Source organism: Actinoplanes sp. NPDC048988 (assembly GCF_043197815.1).
In the GTDB taxonomy this organism is placed as follows: Bacteria; Actinomycetota; Actinomycetes; order Mycobacteriales; family Micromonosporaceae; genus Actinoplanes.
The window spans coordinates 1,196,550-1,210,402 of sequence record NZ_JBICTW010000001.1; the positions used below are offsets into that span (position 1 = coordinate 1,196,550).

Below are 13,853 nucleotides of genomic sequence, written 5' to 3' on the forward strand. Positions count from 1 at the left end.
CATGCATCACCACAACCACTACTACGGGTTGACGCACATCCTGGCCCGGCACTGCGGCCTGGACGACGAGTTCCCGCCGCGCATCCCGGGCTACCTTCAGCACGGCTGGAACGTGGGCTGTGGCTGGAACCCGGTGCACGAGTTCTTCGACGGCGCCTGGCGGTTCGTCTGGAGCGACGCCCCCCGGCGGCGCGGCCACGCGCTGAGCCGCCGCAACTACGCGGTCACCGGCGCCCCGATGCTCTACCTCATGGATCTCGAGCCCGACCTGGGCAAGGTGAAGGAGGAGGACCGCGAGGGCACGCTCTGGTTCCTGTTCCACGGCTGGGACGCGCCGGGCGGCCTCGGCGCCAAGATCGAGGGCGATCACGCCCGCCTGATCAGCGAGATCAAGGAGACCGAGACCGAGCCGGTCACGATCAGCCTGTACTACACCGAGTACGAGCGGCCGGACGTGCGCCGCGCGTACGAGGAGGCCGGCTTCAAGGTCATCTGCTTCGGCAAGCGCGGATGGAACTACGAGGGCACCGACCGCAAGTTCCTCTACAAGCAGCTGGCCGCGTTCCGCCGGTTCAAGCGGGTGGCCTCCAACCGGCTCGCCACGGCGATCTTCTACGGTGTCGCGGCCGGGTGCGAGCCGGCCGTCTACGGCGACGCGATGGCGCTCGAGGGTGACAACCCGCTGTTCGGCGGCCAGTCCCGCATCGCCCGGCTCTGGCCCGACATGCTGGGCAAGGACATCGATCTCGCCACCGCCCGCGCGATCACCGACGACGAACTCGGCAAAGCCTGGATGATGTCGCCCGCCGAGATGCGGTCTCTCTTCGATTGGAACCACCATGACTGACATCGAGGTCGTCCGCGGCGAGATCCAGCCCTGGACCGACTACGCCAGCTACCGCAAGCCCGCGGGCGGTGACGCGCTGCTGGCCTTCCTCGCCGACGCGCTGCCCGCGAAGGCGGCGCGCGCGCTGGTCGCCGGCCCGCACAGCCGCGAGCTGATCCAGCTGGTGGCGGCCCGCAGCGAGCACGTCACCGTGCTGATCCGCTCGGTCAGCGACGCCACCGACCTGCGTGAGGCGTTCCCGGGCGCCGAGATCACCGTGATCGCCGGCGCGCTGGACGGCCTGGCCAACGGGCCGTACGACCTGGTGGTGGCGGCCGACGGCCTCGACCGGGTCCTCGGCTACGACTCGCCGGCGCTCGACTGGCCGCAGCGGGCCGCCCTGGTCACCGGGCTCGCCGGCCCGGACGCGGTGGTGCTGATCGGCGTCGAGAACGAGTTCGGGCTGACCGGCCTCTACGACCGGCGCCCGGTCGACGCCCGGCACGGCGACGACGAGTGGCGCCCGCTGCACGACGACCCCGAGCGGCCGACCTCGCCCGACCAGGTGCTGGCCGCCCTTCCGGGCGCTCGCCTGTACGCCTCGTTCGACGCCGCCGGCGAGACCCACACGCTGCTCGACGCGGCCGCCGCCGCGGGCACCCGCCCCGGCCGGCCCGGCGCCCGCCTGGCCCTGGAGGGCCTGGCCGCCACGGCCGCGCACACCCCGCTGGTCGCCCCGATCGCCACCGGCGCCGACGCCGCGGCCCGGGCCGGCCTGCTCGGCGCGGTGGCTCCCGGCTGGCTGGCCGTGCTCGGCCCGGCCGGCGCGACCCGCACGGCGTACACGGCCACCCACAGCCTCGAGCTCGGCGACGCCGGCTGGACCGTCGGCGACCGGGTCATCCCCGACTCGGTCTCGGCCGAGGCCGAGCTGTTCCGGCTGGCCGCGGCGGAGGACGTGCCCGGCTTCCGGCAGTACGCGGCCCGGGTCGACAGCTTCCCGCTGGACGACCTCTACCCGGCGGCCGACGGTTTCGTCCGGGGCCTCACCGAGGCGCCGGAGGGTGCGAGCCGCGAGGAGCTGCTGGCCGCCTCCTGGTTCCGGTTCCGCGACCGCCTCATCGCCGCGCACCGCCGCCACCCGTGGCCGCCGTGGATGGTCGAGAGCGACGACCTGGTGACCACCTGGCTCGGCATGTCCGGCGTCGAGGCCACCCCCGAGCTGCTGGCGCGGGGACGGGAGCTGGCCGACGGGTTCGCACCGCCCGCCGCCGAGGGTCCCGACGTGGCCACCGCGCTGGCCGACGTCGACGAGGACAAGAAGCGGATCAAGGAGCTGGCCGGCAAGGTCTTCGGCCTCGAGCGGACGCTGCGCTTCCGCGACCAGAGCCTCAAGACCCGCGAGGCGCAGCTGCGCAAGCTCCGCGACGAGCTGCGGCAGTACCGCAACTCGCCGGTGCTCAAGCTGCACGACACGGCCCGCAAGGTCGCGAAGATCCGCCACCCGAAGCAGTTCGCCCGCGCGGTGAAGAAGAAGCTGAAGGGCTGACCTCTACGCCGCGATCAGATCCTCGATCGTGTCGGTCGGGGTGAGGTCGGCGAACGGGAACACCACGTGCAGGGAAGTGCCGTCGCCGGGCCGGTCCGACAGCGCCACGGTGGCGTGGTGCGCGTCCAGGATCTTCTTGGCGACGGCGAGCCCGCGGTCGGGGCCGGGCGAGGTCGACGGGTTGGCGATCGCGCCGTAGTACAGGTGCGGGAACAGGTCGGGGCGCATGCCGTCGGGCATGTCCATGTCGTCGAGGCGCACCGTCGGGCCCGACTCGATCTCGGTGCCGACGCGGACCCGCCCGCCCGACGGCGTGTACTTCACGGCCGCGAACAGCAGGTGGGTGAGCACCTGCTCGAGCCGCACCGGGTCGGCGATGATCGGCAGAGCCGGCCCGCCGGCCTGGTTGAGGATCCAGATCTGCTTGGTGGCGGCGATCGGGCGTACCGCCTCGACCGCCCGCTGCGTGATCCGGGTCAGGTCGATCTGCCGCATGTGCAGGCTCTCGCTGCCGAACCCGGCGTCGGCCATCGTCGTCAGGTGGTGCAGCAGGTCGATGAAGCCGCGGATGTGACCGGACACGGCGTGACCGACCAGGTCGGCCAACTCGGCGTCGTGGTACCCGGTCTTGCCGAGCTTGCCCAGGTACTGCGAGATCAGCCGCAGCGGCGCCCGCAGATCCCCGCCGACCAGGCCGGCCAGGTCGTCCTTGCGGCGCTCCAGCTCCTGGAGCCGGGCCGTGGTGTTGGCCAGCGCGATCGCGTGCCGGCGCAGCTCCATCTGCGAGGTGACCTGCCGGGCCAGCGCGCGCAGGGCCTGCAATTGCTCCACGTCGAGCTTGCGGGGCTCGTTGTCGACCACGCAGAGCGTGCCCAGCGCGAAGCCGTCGGTGGTGACCAGCGGCGCCCCGGCGTAGAAGCGGACGCCGTCGTCGCAGGTCACCGTCGGGTTGTCGGCGAACCGCGGGTCCTTGGTCGCGTCCGGCACCACGAGCAGGTCACGGCCGAGGATCGCGTGTGAGCAGAACGAGATCTCCCGGTCCGTCTCGGTCGCCTCGGTGCCGATCTTCGCCTTGAACCACTGACGGTCGGTGTCGACCAGGGTCACGAGCGACATCGGCGTGCCGCACACGTTCGAGGCGAGCGCGACGATGTCGTCGAAATCCTGCTCGGGCGCGCTGTCGAGGATGTCGAGCGCGTAGAGCGCGGTGAGCCGGTCGATCTCGTTGTCGGGCAGGGGAGCTTTCATGCCGTCACCTCCGAAGACTTGCTTCAGAGGTACCACCCGAAAGTAGCTACCCGACCGTTTCGGACTTTTTCCATGACCGGAGCGGCTTGGTCGCGACCGGCCAGCCCAGGTGCGTCCGCAGTTCCTCGGGGGTGGCCAGGATGTCCGCGCCGAGCTCGATGGTGGCGATCTCGCGGGCGGCCACCGGGTCGGGGTCGTAGCCGTACACCTCGGGCCACTGGCGCCGCAGCCGCGGCTCGCCGCCGAAGGTGGGGTCGGCGCCCTCGAGCACCATCGGGTCGCCGTAGACGGCGCCCTGGCAGCCGGCCAGCAGGCCGTACCAGATCGCGCTGCACAGGCGGTTGGAGACCACGCGCTTGTGGCGGCGCAGCTCGGCCAGCTGGCGGACCAGGAAGTCACGGTCGTGGTCACGCCACCAGAAGCCGCGGTAGCCGTGGCAGATGACCCGGAAGCCGGCGTCCTCGTACAGCTTGCGGATCTTGCGGACCTTGTGCTCGTTGAAGTACAGACACGCGGTGATCGGGCCGGTCTCGTGCGCCTTGAGCTCGTCGATCAGGCGCTGGTGGTCGCCCATCACCTGCTGCCCCTCCCAGCCGTGGAAGGGGTAGAAGATGGTGCCCTCGCGCTTCGACTCGTCGACCGGAGCCTCGTTCATCTCGAGCAGGTACGCGAACGGGGAGCCGATGGCGACCACGTCACGGCGGCCCTGCGACCACGCCCGGCGCCGCACCTGCTCGGACCAGACCCACAGGCGACTGCCCTCGACGAACGGCACACCGGGGGCCAGGCCGTCGCCGATGTTCCAGCCGTGCTGGAGGTATCCCTGCATGCGCGGGGGGTGCATCCAGTCGTCGAGCTGGGCGTAACGGGCAAGCACGTGAGCGTGGCCGTAGTAGTAATTGGCGTGGTGCATGTCCACCCTGTGATTTCGCGCGACGACGGATCTAATACGGTCGGTCGGGGCGCAAGCCTAGCACCGCCACAAGCGACGAAGGGCAACCGATGAAGGACCACGCGGGACCGGTCGTGCCGGTCCGCCGGCGCGGCGCGTACCGCCAATCGGCGCTGGTGCTGGGCACGGCACAGCTCGGCGGGGCGTACGGCATCGCCAACCGCACCGGTGTGCCGGACGACGACGCCACGGCCCGCATGCTGGCCACGGCCCGCGACCTGGGCGTCACCCACCTGGACACCGCGCGCGCCTACGGCGAGAGCGAGCGGCGGATCGGCGCGGCGCTGGGCGACCTTGATCTGGCCGTCATCACCAAGATCGCGCCCGGTGGCGCGGTCCCGGAGAGCGTCGAGGCGAGCCGGGCCGCCCTGCGTGTCGCCGGCCCGCTGACGATCCTGCTGCACCGCGCGGCCGACGCTCCGGCCGGCTGGGACGACCTGCGCCGCTGCCTGGAGACGGGCGAGGCCGACCGGGTCGGCGTGTCGGTGCAGTCCCCCGACGAACTGCGCCAGGTGCTCACGCTTCCCGACCTCGGCTACGTGCAGCTGCCCTGCAACATCCTCGACCGGCGCTGGCTGGCCGGCGACCTCGCCGCGGCCCTCGCCGAGCGGCCCGAGCTCGTGGTGACCGTGCGCAGTGCGTACCTCCAAGGTCTGCTCGCCGCCGGAAGCGGCGTGCGCTGGCCGCACTGTTCCGACGACCGGCGGGACGCGGTGGTGTCCCTTCTGGACCGGCTGGCGACCGACCTCGTGCGCGAGGACCGCGCCGACCTCTGCCTGGCCTACCTGCTGTCGCTGCCGTGGGTGACCTCGCTGGTGGTCGGTGCCGAGACCGAGGAGCAGCTGCGGCGCAACGCCGACCTGATCGCCCGCAAGCCGCTGACCGGCGACGAGCGCGACCAGGTGCTGCGCGAGCTGCCCGAGATGCCGGTGGATCTGCTCGACCCGAGCCGGTGGTCCGCGTGATCACGCCGAACGACCTCTTCGGACTGACCGGCAAGGTGGCCGTGTTGACCGGCGCGACCGGGCGCCTCGGCCAGGTCATGGCGGCGGCGCTGGCCGGCGCCGGCGCGACGACCTGGCTGGTGGGCCGCGACCAGGGCCGGCTCGACGCGCTGGCGTCGAGTCTGGACGGCGAGTGCGTGCCGGCCCGCTGCGACGTCACCTCCGACGACGACGTGGCGGCGCTCGGCGACCGGCTGCGCGAGGCCGGCGGCCGGCTCGACGTGCTGGTGCACAACGCCCACGTGGGCCGCGGCGGCTCGCTGCGCACCGCCCGCCCGTCCGACTACATCGAGGCCGCCGACCTGGCCCTCGGCGCGTTCCAGCGCCTGCTCGGCTCGACCCGCGACCTGCTGGAGACGGCGGCCGCCGACAGCTCACCCTCGGTGATCACGGTCGCTTCGATGTACGGCGTGGTCAGCCCCAAGCCGCATCTCTACGCCAACCCGGAGGCGGGCAACCCGCCGTACTACGGCGCCGTGAAGGCCGGGATCGTGCAGCTCACGCGCTACGCCGCGGTCGAGCTCGGCCCGGCCGGCATCCGGGTCAACTGCGTGACGCCCGGCCCGTTCCCCGGCGAGGGCGGCGACCGGGAACTGGTGGCACGCCTGGCTCAGCAGACCCCGCTGGGCCGCGTCGGCGACGCCGCCGAGATCGCGACCACCGTGCTGTACCTGGCCTCCCCGCGCTCCAGCTTCACCACCGGAACCAACGTCGTGGTCGACGGCGGCTGGACTGCCTGGTAACACACCTTTTGTCCGATATGCCCGTTGAATGATTGTGCACACTCTCCTGGCCGTCCTGCTGGCGGCGACTTTCGCAGGCGGCTTCGAGCAGCCGTACGTCGACGGCGCCTACTACCGGTACGCCGCGGGCACCCAACTAGGCCCGTGGACGGTGACCAGAGGCGACGTCGACCTGGCGAGCAACGCCCTCTGGCAGGTCACCGAGGGCCGCCAGAACCTCGACCTGGACGGCGGCCAGCACGGCGCGGTGGCCACCACCTTCCCCACCGAGCCGTTGCTGACCTACCGCATCTCCTACGACCTGGCCGGCAACTACGCGGGCCCACCGGCGGTCAAGACCGGCGAACTCCGCGTCAACGGCAAGCTCATCCAGCCCCTGTCCTTCGACACGACAGGCAAAACGGCGACAAACATGGGCTTCGTCCGACGTACGGCGTACGTCCTGGCCAAAGGCACGTCCTTCACCCTGGAGTTCGCCAGCACAACCACCCCAGCCGGCTACGGCCCCGTCATCGACGACGTCCGGGTGGACCCCTGCCTACTGATCATCTGCCCCAGGACCAACGCCCCCGCCGCCTGACAGCCGGCCACTTCGGCCCAGTGCCCCGACCGCCTTCCCGCAGAGTCACTGCCGCGGAGACTGGCGAAGAGCACACCAGTGTGGACGCGCCACGCGACAGGGGGAGCCCTTGCCGGGTCGGGGAGCAAAGCAACCGCGACGCGCCCGCGAGTCGGGCAACTGGCGAGGACGAGCGGCTGCGGCAACGGCTGCCTTCACCGCGGCGCTGATCCTCTTCTGGTACAGCGCGGCGGTCTATTCCCAGTCGAGCGCCGCCAACTACTCACTTCCCTCCGACCCACCGGTCATCTCGGTCATCACCAGCTCCCTCATCGGCAATGTCACCGCCGACGCCGTGGTCGACCTGGGGAAGTCTCCGCTGAGGGATCGGATGTCGACAGCATCTGGTCATACGGCAAGAGCCGGTCCGCCCTCGTACTGACTCCGGAATCCGTACCGTCGACGTTCGGCTTCTCGAAGGTCAGGTCGACCTCAAGGAGCTCGAACGCAGTCGGGAACGGGACTGTGGATCGTGCGTGGACCTGAAGGGGTCCGGGCCTAAACGACTGCGGATCACCGGCACCGAGGGGACCCGCTTGGAAGGGGCCAGAACCGAAGAGGCGGTCCCCGAGTTCGAGGACACGGCAACACTTCAGTGGGAGGCGAACGATCGTCTGGCAGCACGCGCCATCTTCACGGCGGACGCGCTCGCGGTCACCGACCAGGGTTCGTTCTTCATCGCGGGGATCGCGGCCGGTCTGGCCGGCTCCCTCATGATCCTCGCCCTGGAGTTGGCGCCATGGCGGAGATTGGCCCCATCCGTGCAGCCGCTCTATCGGGACTGGCGACGACGCCGAGCCATCCGCAGAGCCAGGGGCAAAGGAAGCGCAACCCGACCGCGCAACCCGGCCGAGAACCAGCGGAAGCCTTCACGAACAGAACCGCGACGAAACCGGTAACCGCAACGCCGACACCGTGGGGTTTCCGGGGCTCGGCCCCGGAGCAGATATGACGAGACGCCCCCGGTCCGCGCTTTTCAGCGGACAGAGGGCGCCCAGCGTCTCGTGGAGCTGTGGGGATTTGAACCCCAGACCCCCTCGATGCGAACGAGGTGCGCTACCAGACTGCGCCACAGCCCCTTACCGATCCCTCGGACAGCTGTCCGTGGAACCGCAGCAAGGCTAACAGGTTGCGCAGGCTTCCCGCGAACCGACCCCCACAACGCCGCTCAGGCGGTGTGGTGGCGGCCGCCCGCCTCGTAGGCCCGGCCCCGCAGGCCGCCCGTTCGGCGGTAGGAGACCGACGCTGTCGCGGCCGGGGGAAGGTCCTGGTCCAGGCCCATCGCCGCGCGGCGTACCGCCTCCTTCTGGGCCGCCAAGCGGCGCTGGGCCTCGCGGCGGGCCGCCTGGCGGCGGGCCTGTTCGCGGCGTACCTCGGCCTGGCGGGCCGCCAGCCACGCTGCCTCGCGGGCCTCCTCGCGGCGGCGTCGGCGGTCCGCTATCGCTCGGTTGCGCAGGTGGAACAGGTCGATCACCAGGAGCGTGAAGGTGACCGCGAAGCCGATCCAGAAGCCGGGGCCGACCGCGAGCACGCCGATCAGCTCGATCAGGTTGAGCAGGATCAGCGCCGCGAAGACCCGGCGGCGGCGGACGACCGCTGGGGTGTGCCGGCGGGCCGGCGGGCGCCGGACCGGGCGGCGGCCCGGCTTGACCAGGCGCAGCTTGGGTTTCTGGGGCGAAGAGGAGGGCGAGACCGTAACCGAGACCAGCCGGCCCGGGTTGATCGGTCGGCGTCCGGGCACGGTGCGGCGACGGCGGTGGCGCTGGAGCACCCTCGCCGTCGACGACGCCCGCTCCGCGGCCAGTCGCTCGGTGGCGTCGTACCGGCGCACGAGCGCGGGCGCGAGGGCGAGCAGACCGGCCGCGGTGAGGACGGCGAGGAGCACCGAGGTCGGCACCCTCACCCCTCCCGTCAGCTACGGGCGGTCCGCTTTACAACTCCCGGCCACGGACCGCAAGACCCAATCTCCCCGAGGCTACGGGCGCGAGCTGCGGAAATGGTCACGGCGCGCCGGGCGTGTCAGGGGCCTCCTCAGGCGCGCACGCGGCGCCAGCGGGCCAGCAGACCGCCCTCGGCGGCCACTTCCTCGCTGGTCAGGGCATATCCGAGATGGTCTCGCCAGCTGCCGTCGATGTGCATGTAGCGCTCATGGTAGGCCTCCTCGCGGAAGCCGAGCTTTTCGACGACGCGGCGGGAGGGCTTGTTCTCCGGCCGGATGTTGACCTCGATGCGGTGCAGTCCGCCGGGGCCGAAGGCGTGGTCGACCGCGAGGGCCAGCGCGGTCGGGATGACGCCGCGGCCGGCGACGCGGTGGTCGACCCAGTAGCCGGCGTAGGCCGAGCTGAACGCCCGCCGGACGATGTTGCCGAGGTTGAGGTGGCCGACCAGGCTTTCCCGGCCGTTCTCCTGCAGGCAGACCGCGAACGGCATGCTCTCACCGCGCCGGGCCGAGCGTTTCATGTCCTGGTAGACGTAGCCGAAGGCGCGCGCCGAGTTCATCTCGGCCCACGGGCCGGGCGGGGCGGACTCCCAGGGCGCCAGCCACTTCTGGTTGGCCGTGCGCACTTCGGACCAGGCGCGGCCGTCGCTGCGCTTGTAGGGGCGCAGCACGACGGGTCCGTCCGCCAGGACGGCAGGCCATCCGGGCGTGGACCCCAGCATCATCGCCTCCGGTCGAGGAGCAACACGTCCACGGTCGAGCCGGCGGCCGCCGTGGTGACGCGCTCACCGAGGACCAGCAGGCCGTTGGCCTCGGCAAGGCCGGAGAGAGTGTACGGCCCACCGGCCAGTGGCTGTACCGTGTGTCCCCCGCCGCGCCGTTCGGTGACGAACGCGGGGCGGAACTCGCGCAGGCCACCGGGCGAGGAGATGGTCTCCAGCAGGTGGGCCTTGACGCTCGGGCGGAACACCGGCTCGGCCCCCGCCAGCAGCTGAATCACCGGGTGGGCCAGCACTTCGAAGCCGATCAGGGCGGAGCCGGGCTCGCCCGGCAGGCAGATCACCGGCACCTCCTCGCCGCCGACCGTGCCGAAGCCGAGGGTGCTGCCGGGGCAGAGGGCCACGTCGGTGAACTCGACGGCGCCGCGGCCGGGATCGCGGCGGGAGAGCACCCGGCGCAGCATGTCGCCCGGGCCGGTGCCGGTCCCGCCGGTGGTGATGATCAGGTCGGCCCGCAGGGTCTGGTCTTCCAGGAGGCCGCGGAGGCCTTCCGGGTCGTCGTCACAGATGCCGATGCGGTACGCCAGGGCGCCGGCCTCGACCGCGGCGGCGGTCAGCGCGTGCGAGTTCGCGTCGACGATCTGCCCGGGCTGGCTGGGGCGGCCCACGTCGACCAGTTCGTCGCCGGTGGCCACGACCACCACGCGGGGGCTGGGCCGGACGACGACGTGCCCGATGCCGGAGGCGGCGAACGTCGCCACCATGGCCGGGGTGACGTACGCGCCCTTGGGGGCGAGCACCTGGCCGACGGCGATCTCGTCGCCGGCCCGGCGTACACCCGAGCCCCTTTTCGGCGCGTGCAGGATCTCCACGGCGGCCATGCCCTGGTCGGTCCAGTGCACCGGCACCACCACGTCGGCGCCGATCGGCAGCGGCGCGCCGGCCGCCACCGAGAAACACGTGCCCGGGGAGAGCCGGACCGGGCGCCAGCTGGACGCGCCGAGGTCGCCGACCACGTTGAGCCGGACCGGCCGGCCCTCGACCCGGCCGAAGGAGGAGGGGTGCGAGCCGACCCGGCCCGCGCCGCCGAGGTCTTCCCAGCGCGCCGCGTACCCGTCGATCGCCGCCTGGTCGAACGCCGGGTACGGGTGCGGCGCCAGCACGTCGGTGGCCAGGGTGTTGCCGTGTGCCTGGGTGAGGTCGAGGTCGAGCGGAGGCAGCGGCCGGAGCCTGCGCAGCACGCTGCCCAGGTATTCGGCGAGAGGCTTCAGCTCGTTGGCGGCCGCCTCGGCATCGGCCGTGGCCGTCATCCCCTCGCACCGCCGGCGACGAACTCGGCCAGCCAGCTCCGGAACTCCTCGCCCAGGTCGTCGCGCTTGGCCGCCAGCATGACGACCGTCTGGAGGTAGCCGAGCGGCATGCCGGTGTCGTACCGGTGGCCGCGGTAGACGATGCCGTGCACCGGGGTGCCGTCGGCCAGCAGCTGGGCCATGGCGTCGGTCAGCTGGATCTCGCCGCCGCTGCCGGGCTTGGTGTCGGCGATCGCCTCGAAGATCGAGGCGGGCAGGACGTAGCGGCCGAGGACGGCCAGGTTGCTGGGCGCCTCGTCCGGCGCGGGCTTCTCGACCAGGCCGGTGATCCGTACGACGTCGTCGCCCTCGTCCGACGGCTGCACGGAGGCGATGCCGTACCGCGAAGTCTCTGAGGGTTTGACCTCGCCCAGGGCGAGCACGATGCCGCCGGTGCGGGCCTGCAGGTCGAGCATGGCGGGCAGGAGCGGCTTGTCCTCCTCCAGGAACTCGTCGCCCAGCAGGACGGCGAACGCGTTGTCGCCGACGTGCGAGGCGGCGGTGCCGACCGCGTGGCCGAGACCCAGCGGCTCGCCCTGACGGACGGTGTAGATGTCCGCGAGCTCACTCGTACGGCGTACGGCCGCAAGCCTCTCTTTGTCGCCCTTTTCCTCGAGACGCGCCTCGACGTCGGGCCGGCGGTCGAAGTGGTCGACCATCGAGGTCTTGCCACGGCCGGTGACCAGCAGGACGTCGGTGATGCCGGCGGCGGCCGCCTCCTCCACGATGTACTGAAGGACGGGACGGTCGACGACGGGCAGCAATTCCTTGGGTACGGCCTTGGTGGCGGGCAGGAATCGCGTAGCCAGACCCGCCGCGGGGATGACAGCCTTCACCGCCCGGCGGCCGGACGCTTGCGCGTTCGAGGTCATCGAATCACCGCACCTTCAAGTCGATCGAGCCCGTGACATGCAGCGAGACTATCGGCCATGTCTGTGCCCCGGCGGCCGTGGCCCGGTCGGCACGGCCGTCTGGGGATCCAAGTTTCCTTCATGAACTGTGGGGGAAACCCGCGAATTGGTCACATCTGCGGCCTCGGCCAGGCGATACGTGTCCCGGCCGGCCCGCTTGGCGGCGTACAGGGCGGCGTCGGCCGCGGCCAGCACCTGCGGCGCGGCGGCGCCATGCTCGGGAAAGACGGCGACGCCGATCGACACGGTGACCGGGATGAGCATGTCGTCGGGTCGCAGGGGATCGATCGGCACGGGCCGGTCCCGCACGGCGGCGCCGAGGCGTTCGGCCACGATCGCCCCGCCGTACGCGTCGGTCTCCGGCAGCAGCACCACGAACTCCTCCCCGCCCTGCCGGAACGCCACGTCCACCTCGCGGAGCCCGATCCGGATGCGCCGGGCGAACTCGCTCAGCACCGCGTCGCCGGCCGCGTGCCCGTACGTGTCGTTCACGTCCTTGAAGTGGTCCAGGTCGAGCACGAGAACCGTGAACATCCGCCCGAAGCGGCTGGCCCGCTCCACCTCCCGGCGCAACGATTCACGCAGGTAACGGTAATTCCACAGGCCGGTGAGCGGATCGGTCAACGAGAGCCGTTGCGCCTCCTCGTGCATCCGCACGTTGTGCACGGCCACCCCGGCCTGTCCGGCGAAGGTCCGCAGGGTGCTCAGGTCGGCGTCGTCGAAACAGTCACCGCCGACCCGGTCGTAGAGGGCGAGGACGCCGAGGGTGCCGGGTCCGTCCTCGGCGTCGGCGGGCGCGCGGATCGGCACGGCGACGTAGCTCAGGCAGGGCGGTTCGGCCGTGGCGAGCTCGCCCCGCCCGCGGCGTGACTCCCCGCTGGCGGCGACCCCGCCCAGCACACCCTCGCCGACCGGCAGGCGCTGCTTGGGCAGGTCGGCGTCGGGCAGGTCCCAGGTGCCGGCCAGGCCGACCCCGCACTGCGGGACGAGCTGCCCGCTCACCGGGTCGATGAGCAGGACGAGACCGGCCCGGGCGCCGGTGGCGGCGAGCGCCGTGCGCAGGATGACCTGCAGTATCCGCTGGAGGTCATGGGTGCTGGAAAGCGTCTCGCCGAGGATCGCCAGGTGCCCGCGGAGCTGGTCGCGGCTGGCGGTGAGGGCCTGGACGTAGGCCTGCAGCTCGCGGGTCATGCGGTTGAAGGTGGCGGCGAGCCGGCCGAGCTCGTCCGGGCGCGGGATCGGCACCCGGGTGTCCAGGTCGCCGTCGGCCACCCGGTCGGCGGCCCAGGCCAGGTCGCCGAGCGGGCGGGTGGTGGTGCGGGCGAGCCAGCGCGCGACCAGGACGGCGGCCAGGGCCGCGGCCAGCACGAGGGCCGGGAGTACGGCGTACAGGAAAGTGGGCCGGTTCGTCGGCACGGTGATCGTGAGCGGCAGGGGCTGGCCCGGCTCCGGAGCGACGCGCCGGGTCTGCCCGGTCTCGTTCGGGCCGGTCAGCGTCACGCGGGTGCGGCTGGCGGCGCTGAGCCGGTCGAGGAACATGCCGTCGACGGTCTGCGAGGCGGCGATGGTGGTGTCGCCGACGACCGACGCGGCGGTGAGGGCGCCGCGCCCGTTCGCCGAGCAGCTCGGCCCGGTGGTCTCCGGGGCGCCGATGTCGATGCCGGTGGCCAGACCGCGCGCGATCAGCTGGCCGGCCACCGCGGCCCGATCACTTTCGGGCACCACGGCCACGGCGTCGGCCGCCGTCTGAAGTTGCCGGCAGGCGGCGGAGACACTGGTACGCACGGTGGTCGCGGCCCGGTCGAGCCGCTCGGCCGTCCGATCCCGGTTCACCGTGGTGACGGTCAGGGCGACGAAGATGGACCCGAGCAGGACCGGACCGAGCACGACCACCAAGAAGGCGGTAGTGAGTCGGCCACGTAGCGTCACGCATCCTCCCGGAAGTGGCCCTCTTTGGAGCGATGCTGACATAGTGTGCACCGTTTGCCGCTTTT

General features: G+C 72.0%; 13 protein-coding genes and 1 tRNA gene. 6 read left to right on the forward strand and 8 right to left on the reverse strand.

Annotation, left to right across the window (positions count from 1 at the left end):
- The first annotated feature begins 1 nt into the window (after nt 1).
- Both ACGFJ7_RS05330 and ACGFJ7_RS05335 read left to right on the forward strand, forming a co-directional pair.
- Nucleotides 2-847, forward strand: a complete 846-nt coding sequence (locus ACGFJ7_RS05330; RefSeq protein WP_392641003.1) for a hypothetical protein — start codon at nt 2-4, stop codon at nt 845-847.
- On the forward strand, nt 840-2,375 hold the full coding sequence (locus ACGFJ7_RS05335) for a hypothetical protein (protein ID WP_392641005.1): 1,536 nt from the start codon (nt 840-842) through the stop codon (nt 2,373-2,375). The genes ACGFJ7_RS05330 and ACGFJ7_RS05335 overlap by 8 nt, the downstream gene beginning before the upstream one ends.
- Nucleotides 2,376-2,378: 3 nt before the next feature.
- Here the strand turns inward: ACGFJ7_RS05335 and ACGFJ7_RS05340 are convergent, their stop codons facing one another.
- Both ACGFJ7_RS05340 and ACGFJ7_RS05345 read right to left on the reverse strand, forming a co-directional pair.
- The gene (locus ACGFJ7_RS05340; RefSeq protein WP_360246745.1) at nt 2,379-3,623 is read right to left on the reverse strand and encodes a GAF domain-containing sensor histidine kinase; all 1,245 of its coding nucleotides are present in this window, start codon (nt 3,621-3,623) and stop codon (nt 2,379-2,381) included.
- 46 nt (nt 3,624-3,669) lie between these two features.
- On the reverse strand, nt 3,670-4,536 hold the full coding sequence (locus ACGFJ7_RS05345) for a hypothetical protein (RefSeq protein WP_360246747.1): 867 nt from the start codon (nt 4,534-4,536) through the stop codon (nt 3,670-3,672).
- Nucleotides 4,537-4,625: 89 nt separating this feature from the next.
- On the opposite strand from ACGFJ7_RS05345, the gene ACGFJ7_RS05350 reads away from it, so the two are divergent.
- The 4 genes from ACGFJ7_RS05350 (at nt 4,626) to ACGFJ7_RS05365 (ending at nt 7,840) form a co-directional block, all read left to right on the forward strand.
- Nucleotides 4,626-5,540 (forward strand): aldo/keto reductase, encoded by a 915-nt coding sequence (locus tag ACGFJ7_RS05350; RefSeq protein ID WP_392641007.1) that lies wholly within the window; start codon nt 4,626-4,628, stop codon nt 5,538-5,540.
- On the forward strand, nt 5,537-6,322 hold the full coding sequence (locus ACGFJ7_RS05355) for an SDR family NAD(P)-dependent oxidoreductase (RefSeq protein WP_392641009.1): 786 nt from the start codon (nt 5,537-5,539) through the stop codon (nt 6,320-6,322). The genes ACGFJ7_RS05350 and ACGFJ7_RS05355 overlap by 4 nt, the downstream gene beginning before the upstream one ends.
- Nucleotides 6,323-6,350: 28 nt before the next feature.
- Nucleotides 6,351-6,902: a DUF642 domain-containing protein gene (locus ACGFJ7_RS05360; RefSeq protein ID WP_392641011.1), complete on the forward strand. Its 552-nt coding sequence runs from the start codon at nt 6,351-6,353 to the stop codon at nt 6,900-6,902.
- Between the two features lie 515 nt (nt 6,903-7,417).
- Nucleotides 7,418-7,840 carry a hypothetical protein gene (locus tag ACGFJ7_RS05365; protein ID WP_392641012.1) on the forward strand — a complete coding sequence of 141 codons (423 nt, stop codon included), beginning with the start codon at nt 7,418-7,420 and terminating at the stop codon, nt 7,838-7,840.
- A gap of 106 nt (nt 7,841-7,946) precedes the next feature.
- Here ACGFJ7_RS05365 and ACGFJ7_RS05370 read toward each other — a convergent pair.
- The 6 genes from ACGFJ7_RS05370 to ACGFJ7_RS05395 form a co-directional block, all read right to left on the reverse strand.
- Nucleotides 7,947-8,020: transfer RNA gene (locus ACGFJ7_RS05370), tRNA-Ala, on the reverse strand.
- An 89-nt stretch (nt 8,021-8,109) separates the two neighbouring features.
- Nucleotides 8,110-8,838 (reverse strand): hypothetical protein, encoded by a 729-nt coding sequence (locus ACGFJ7_RS05375; protein ID WP_360246755.1) that lies wholly within the window; start codon nt 8,836-8,838, stop codon nt 8,110-8,112.
- Between the two features lie 134 nt (nt 8,839-8,972).
- Nucleotides 8,973-9,605, reverse strand: coding sequence for a GNAT family protein (locus tag ACGFJ7_RS05380; RefSeq protein WP_360246757.1), 633 nt, complete (start codon nt 9,603-9,605; stop codon nt 8,973-8,975).
- The gene (glp, locus tag ACGFJ7_RS05385; protein ID WP_392641014.1) at nt 9,602-10,909 is read right to left on the reverse strand and encodes a gephyrin-like molybdotransferase Glp; all 1,308 of its coding nucleotides are present in this window, start codon (nt 10,907-10,909) and stop codon (nt 9,602-9,604) included. The genes ACGFJ7_RS05380 and glp overlap by 4 nt, the downstream gene beginning before the upstream one ends.
- Nucleotides 10,906-11,820 (reverse strand): UTP--glucose-1-phosphate uridylyltransferase, encoded by a 915-nt coding sequence (locus ACGFJ7_RS05390; RefSeq protein WP_360246761.1) that lies wholly within the window; start codon nt 11,818-11,820, stop codon nt 10,906-10,908. The genes glp and ACGFJ7_RS05390 overlap by 4 nt, the downstream gene beginning before the upstream one ends.
- Before the next feature lie 48 nt (nt 11,821-11,868).
- A complete protein-coding gene (locus ACGFJ7_RS05395) occupies nt 11,869-13,788 on the reverse strand; it encodes a diguanylate cyclase (RefSeq protein ID WP_392641016.1) in 1,920 nt (639 codons plus the stop codon).
- Nucleotides 13,789-13,853: the final 65 nt, after the last annotated feature.

Coding starts and splice junctions, on each gene's coding strand:
- ACGFJ7_RS05345 (WP_360246747.1), bottom strand. CDS start 4,536: ATGCACCACGCCAATTACTACTACGGCCACGCTCACGTGCTTGCCCGT.
- ACGFJ7_RS05340 (WP_360246745.1), bottom strand. CDS start 3,623: ATGAAAGCTCCCCTGCCCGACAACGAGATCGACCGGCTCACCGCGCTC.
- ACGFJ7_RS05335 (WP_392641005.1), top strand. CDS start 840: ATGACTGACATCGAGGTCGTCCGCGGCGAGATCCAGCCCTGGACCGAC.
- ACGFJ7_RS05380 (WP_360246757.1), bottom strand. CDS start 9,605: ATGATGCTGGGGTCCACGCCCGGATGGCCTGCCGTCCTGGCGGACGGA.
- ACGFJ7_RS05330 (WP_392641003.1), top strand. CDS start 2: ATGCATCACCACAACCACTACTACGGGTTGACGCACATCCTGGCCCGG.
- ACGFJ7_RS05360 (WP_392641011.1), top strand. CDS start 6,351: ATGATTGTGCACACTCTCCTGGCCGTCCTGCTGGCGGCGACTTTCGCA.
- ACGFJ7_RS05350 (WP_392641007.1), top strand. CDS start 4,626: ATGAAGGACCACGCGGGACCGGTCGTGCCGGTCCGCCGGCGCGGCGCG.
- ACGFJ7_RS05390 (WP_360246761.1), bottom strand. CDS start 11,820: ATGACCTCGAACGCGCAAGCGTCCGGCCGCCGGGCGGTGAAGGCTGTC.
- glp (WP_392641014.1), bottom strand. CDS start 10,909: ATGACGGCCACGGCCGATGCCGAGGCGGCCGCCAACGAGCTGAAGCCT.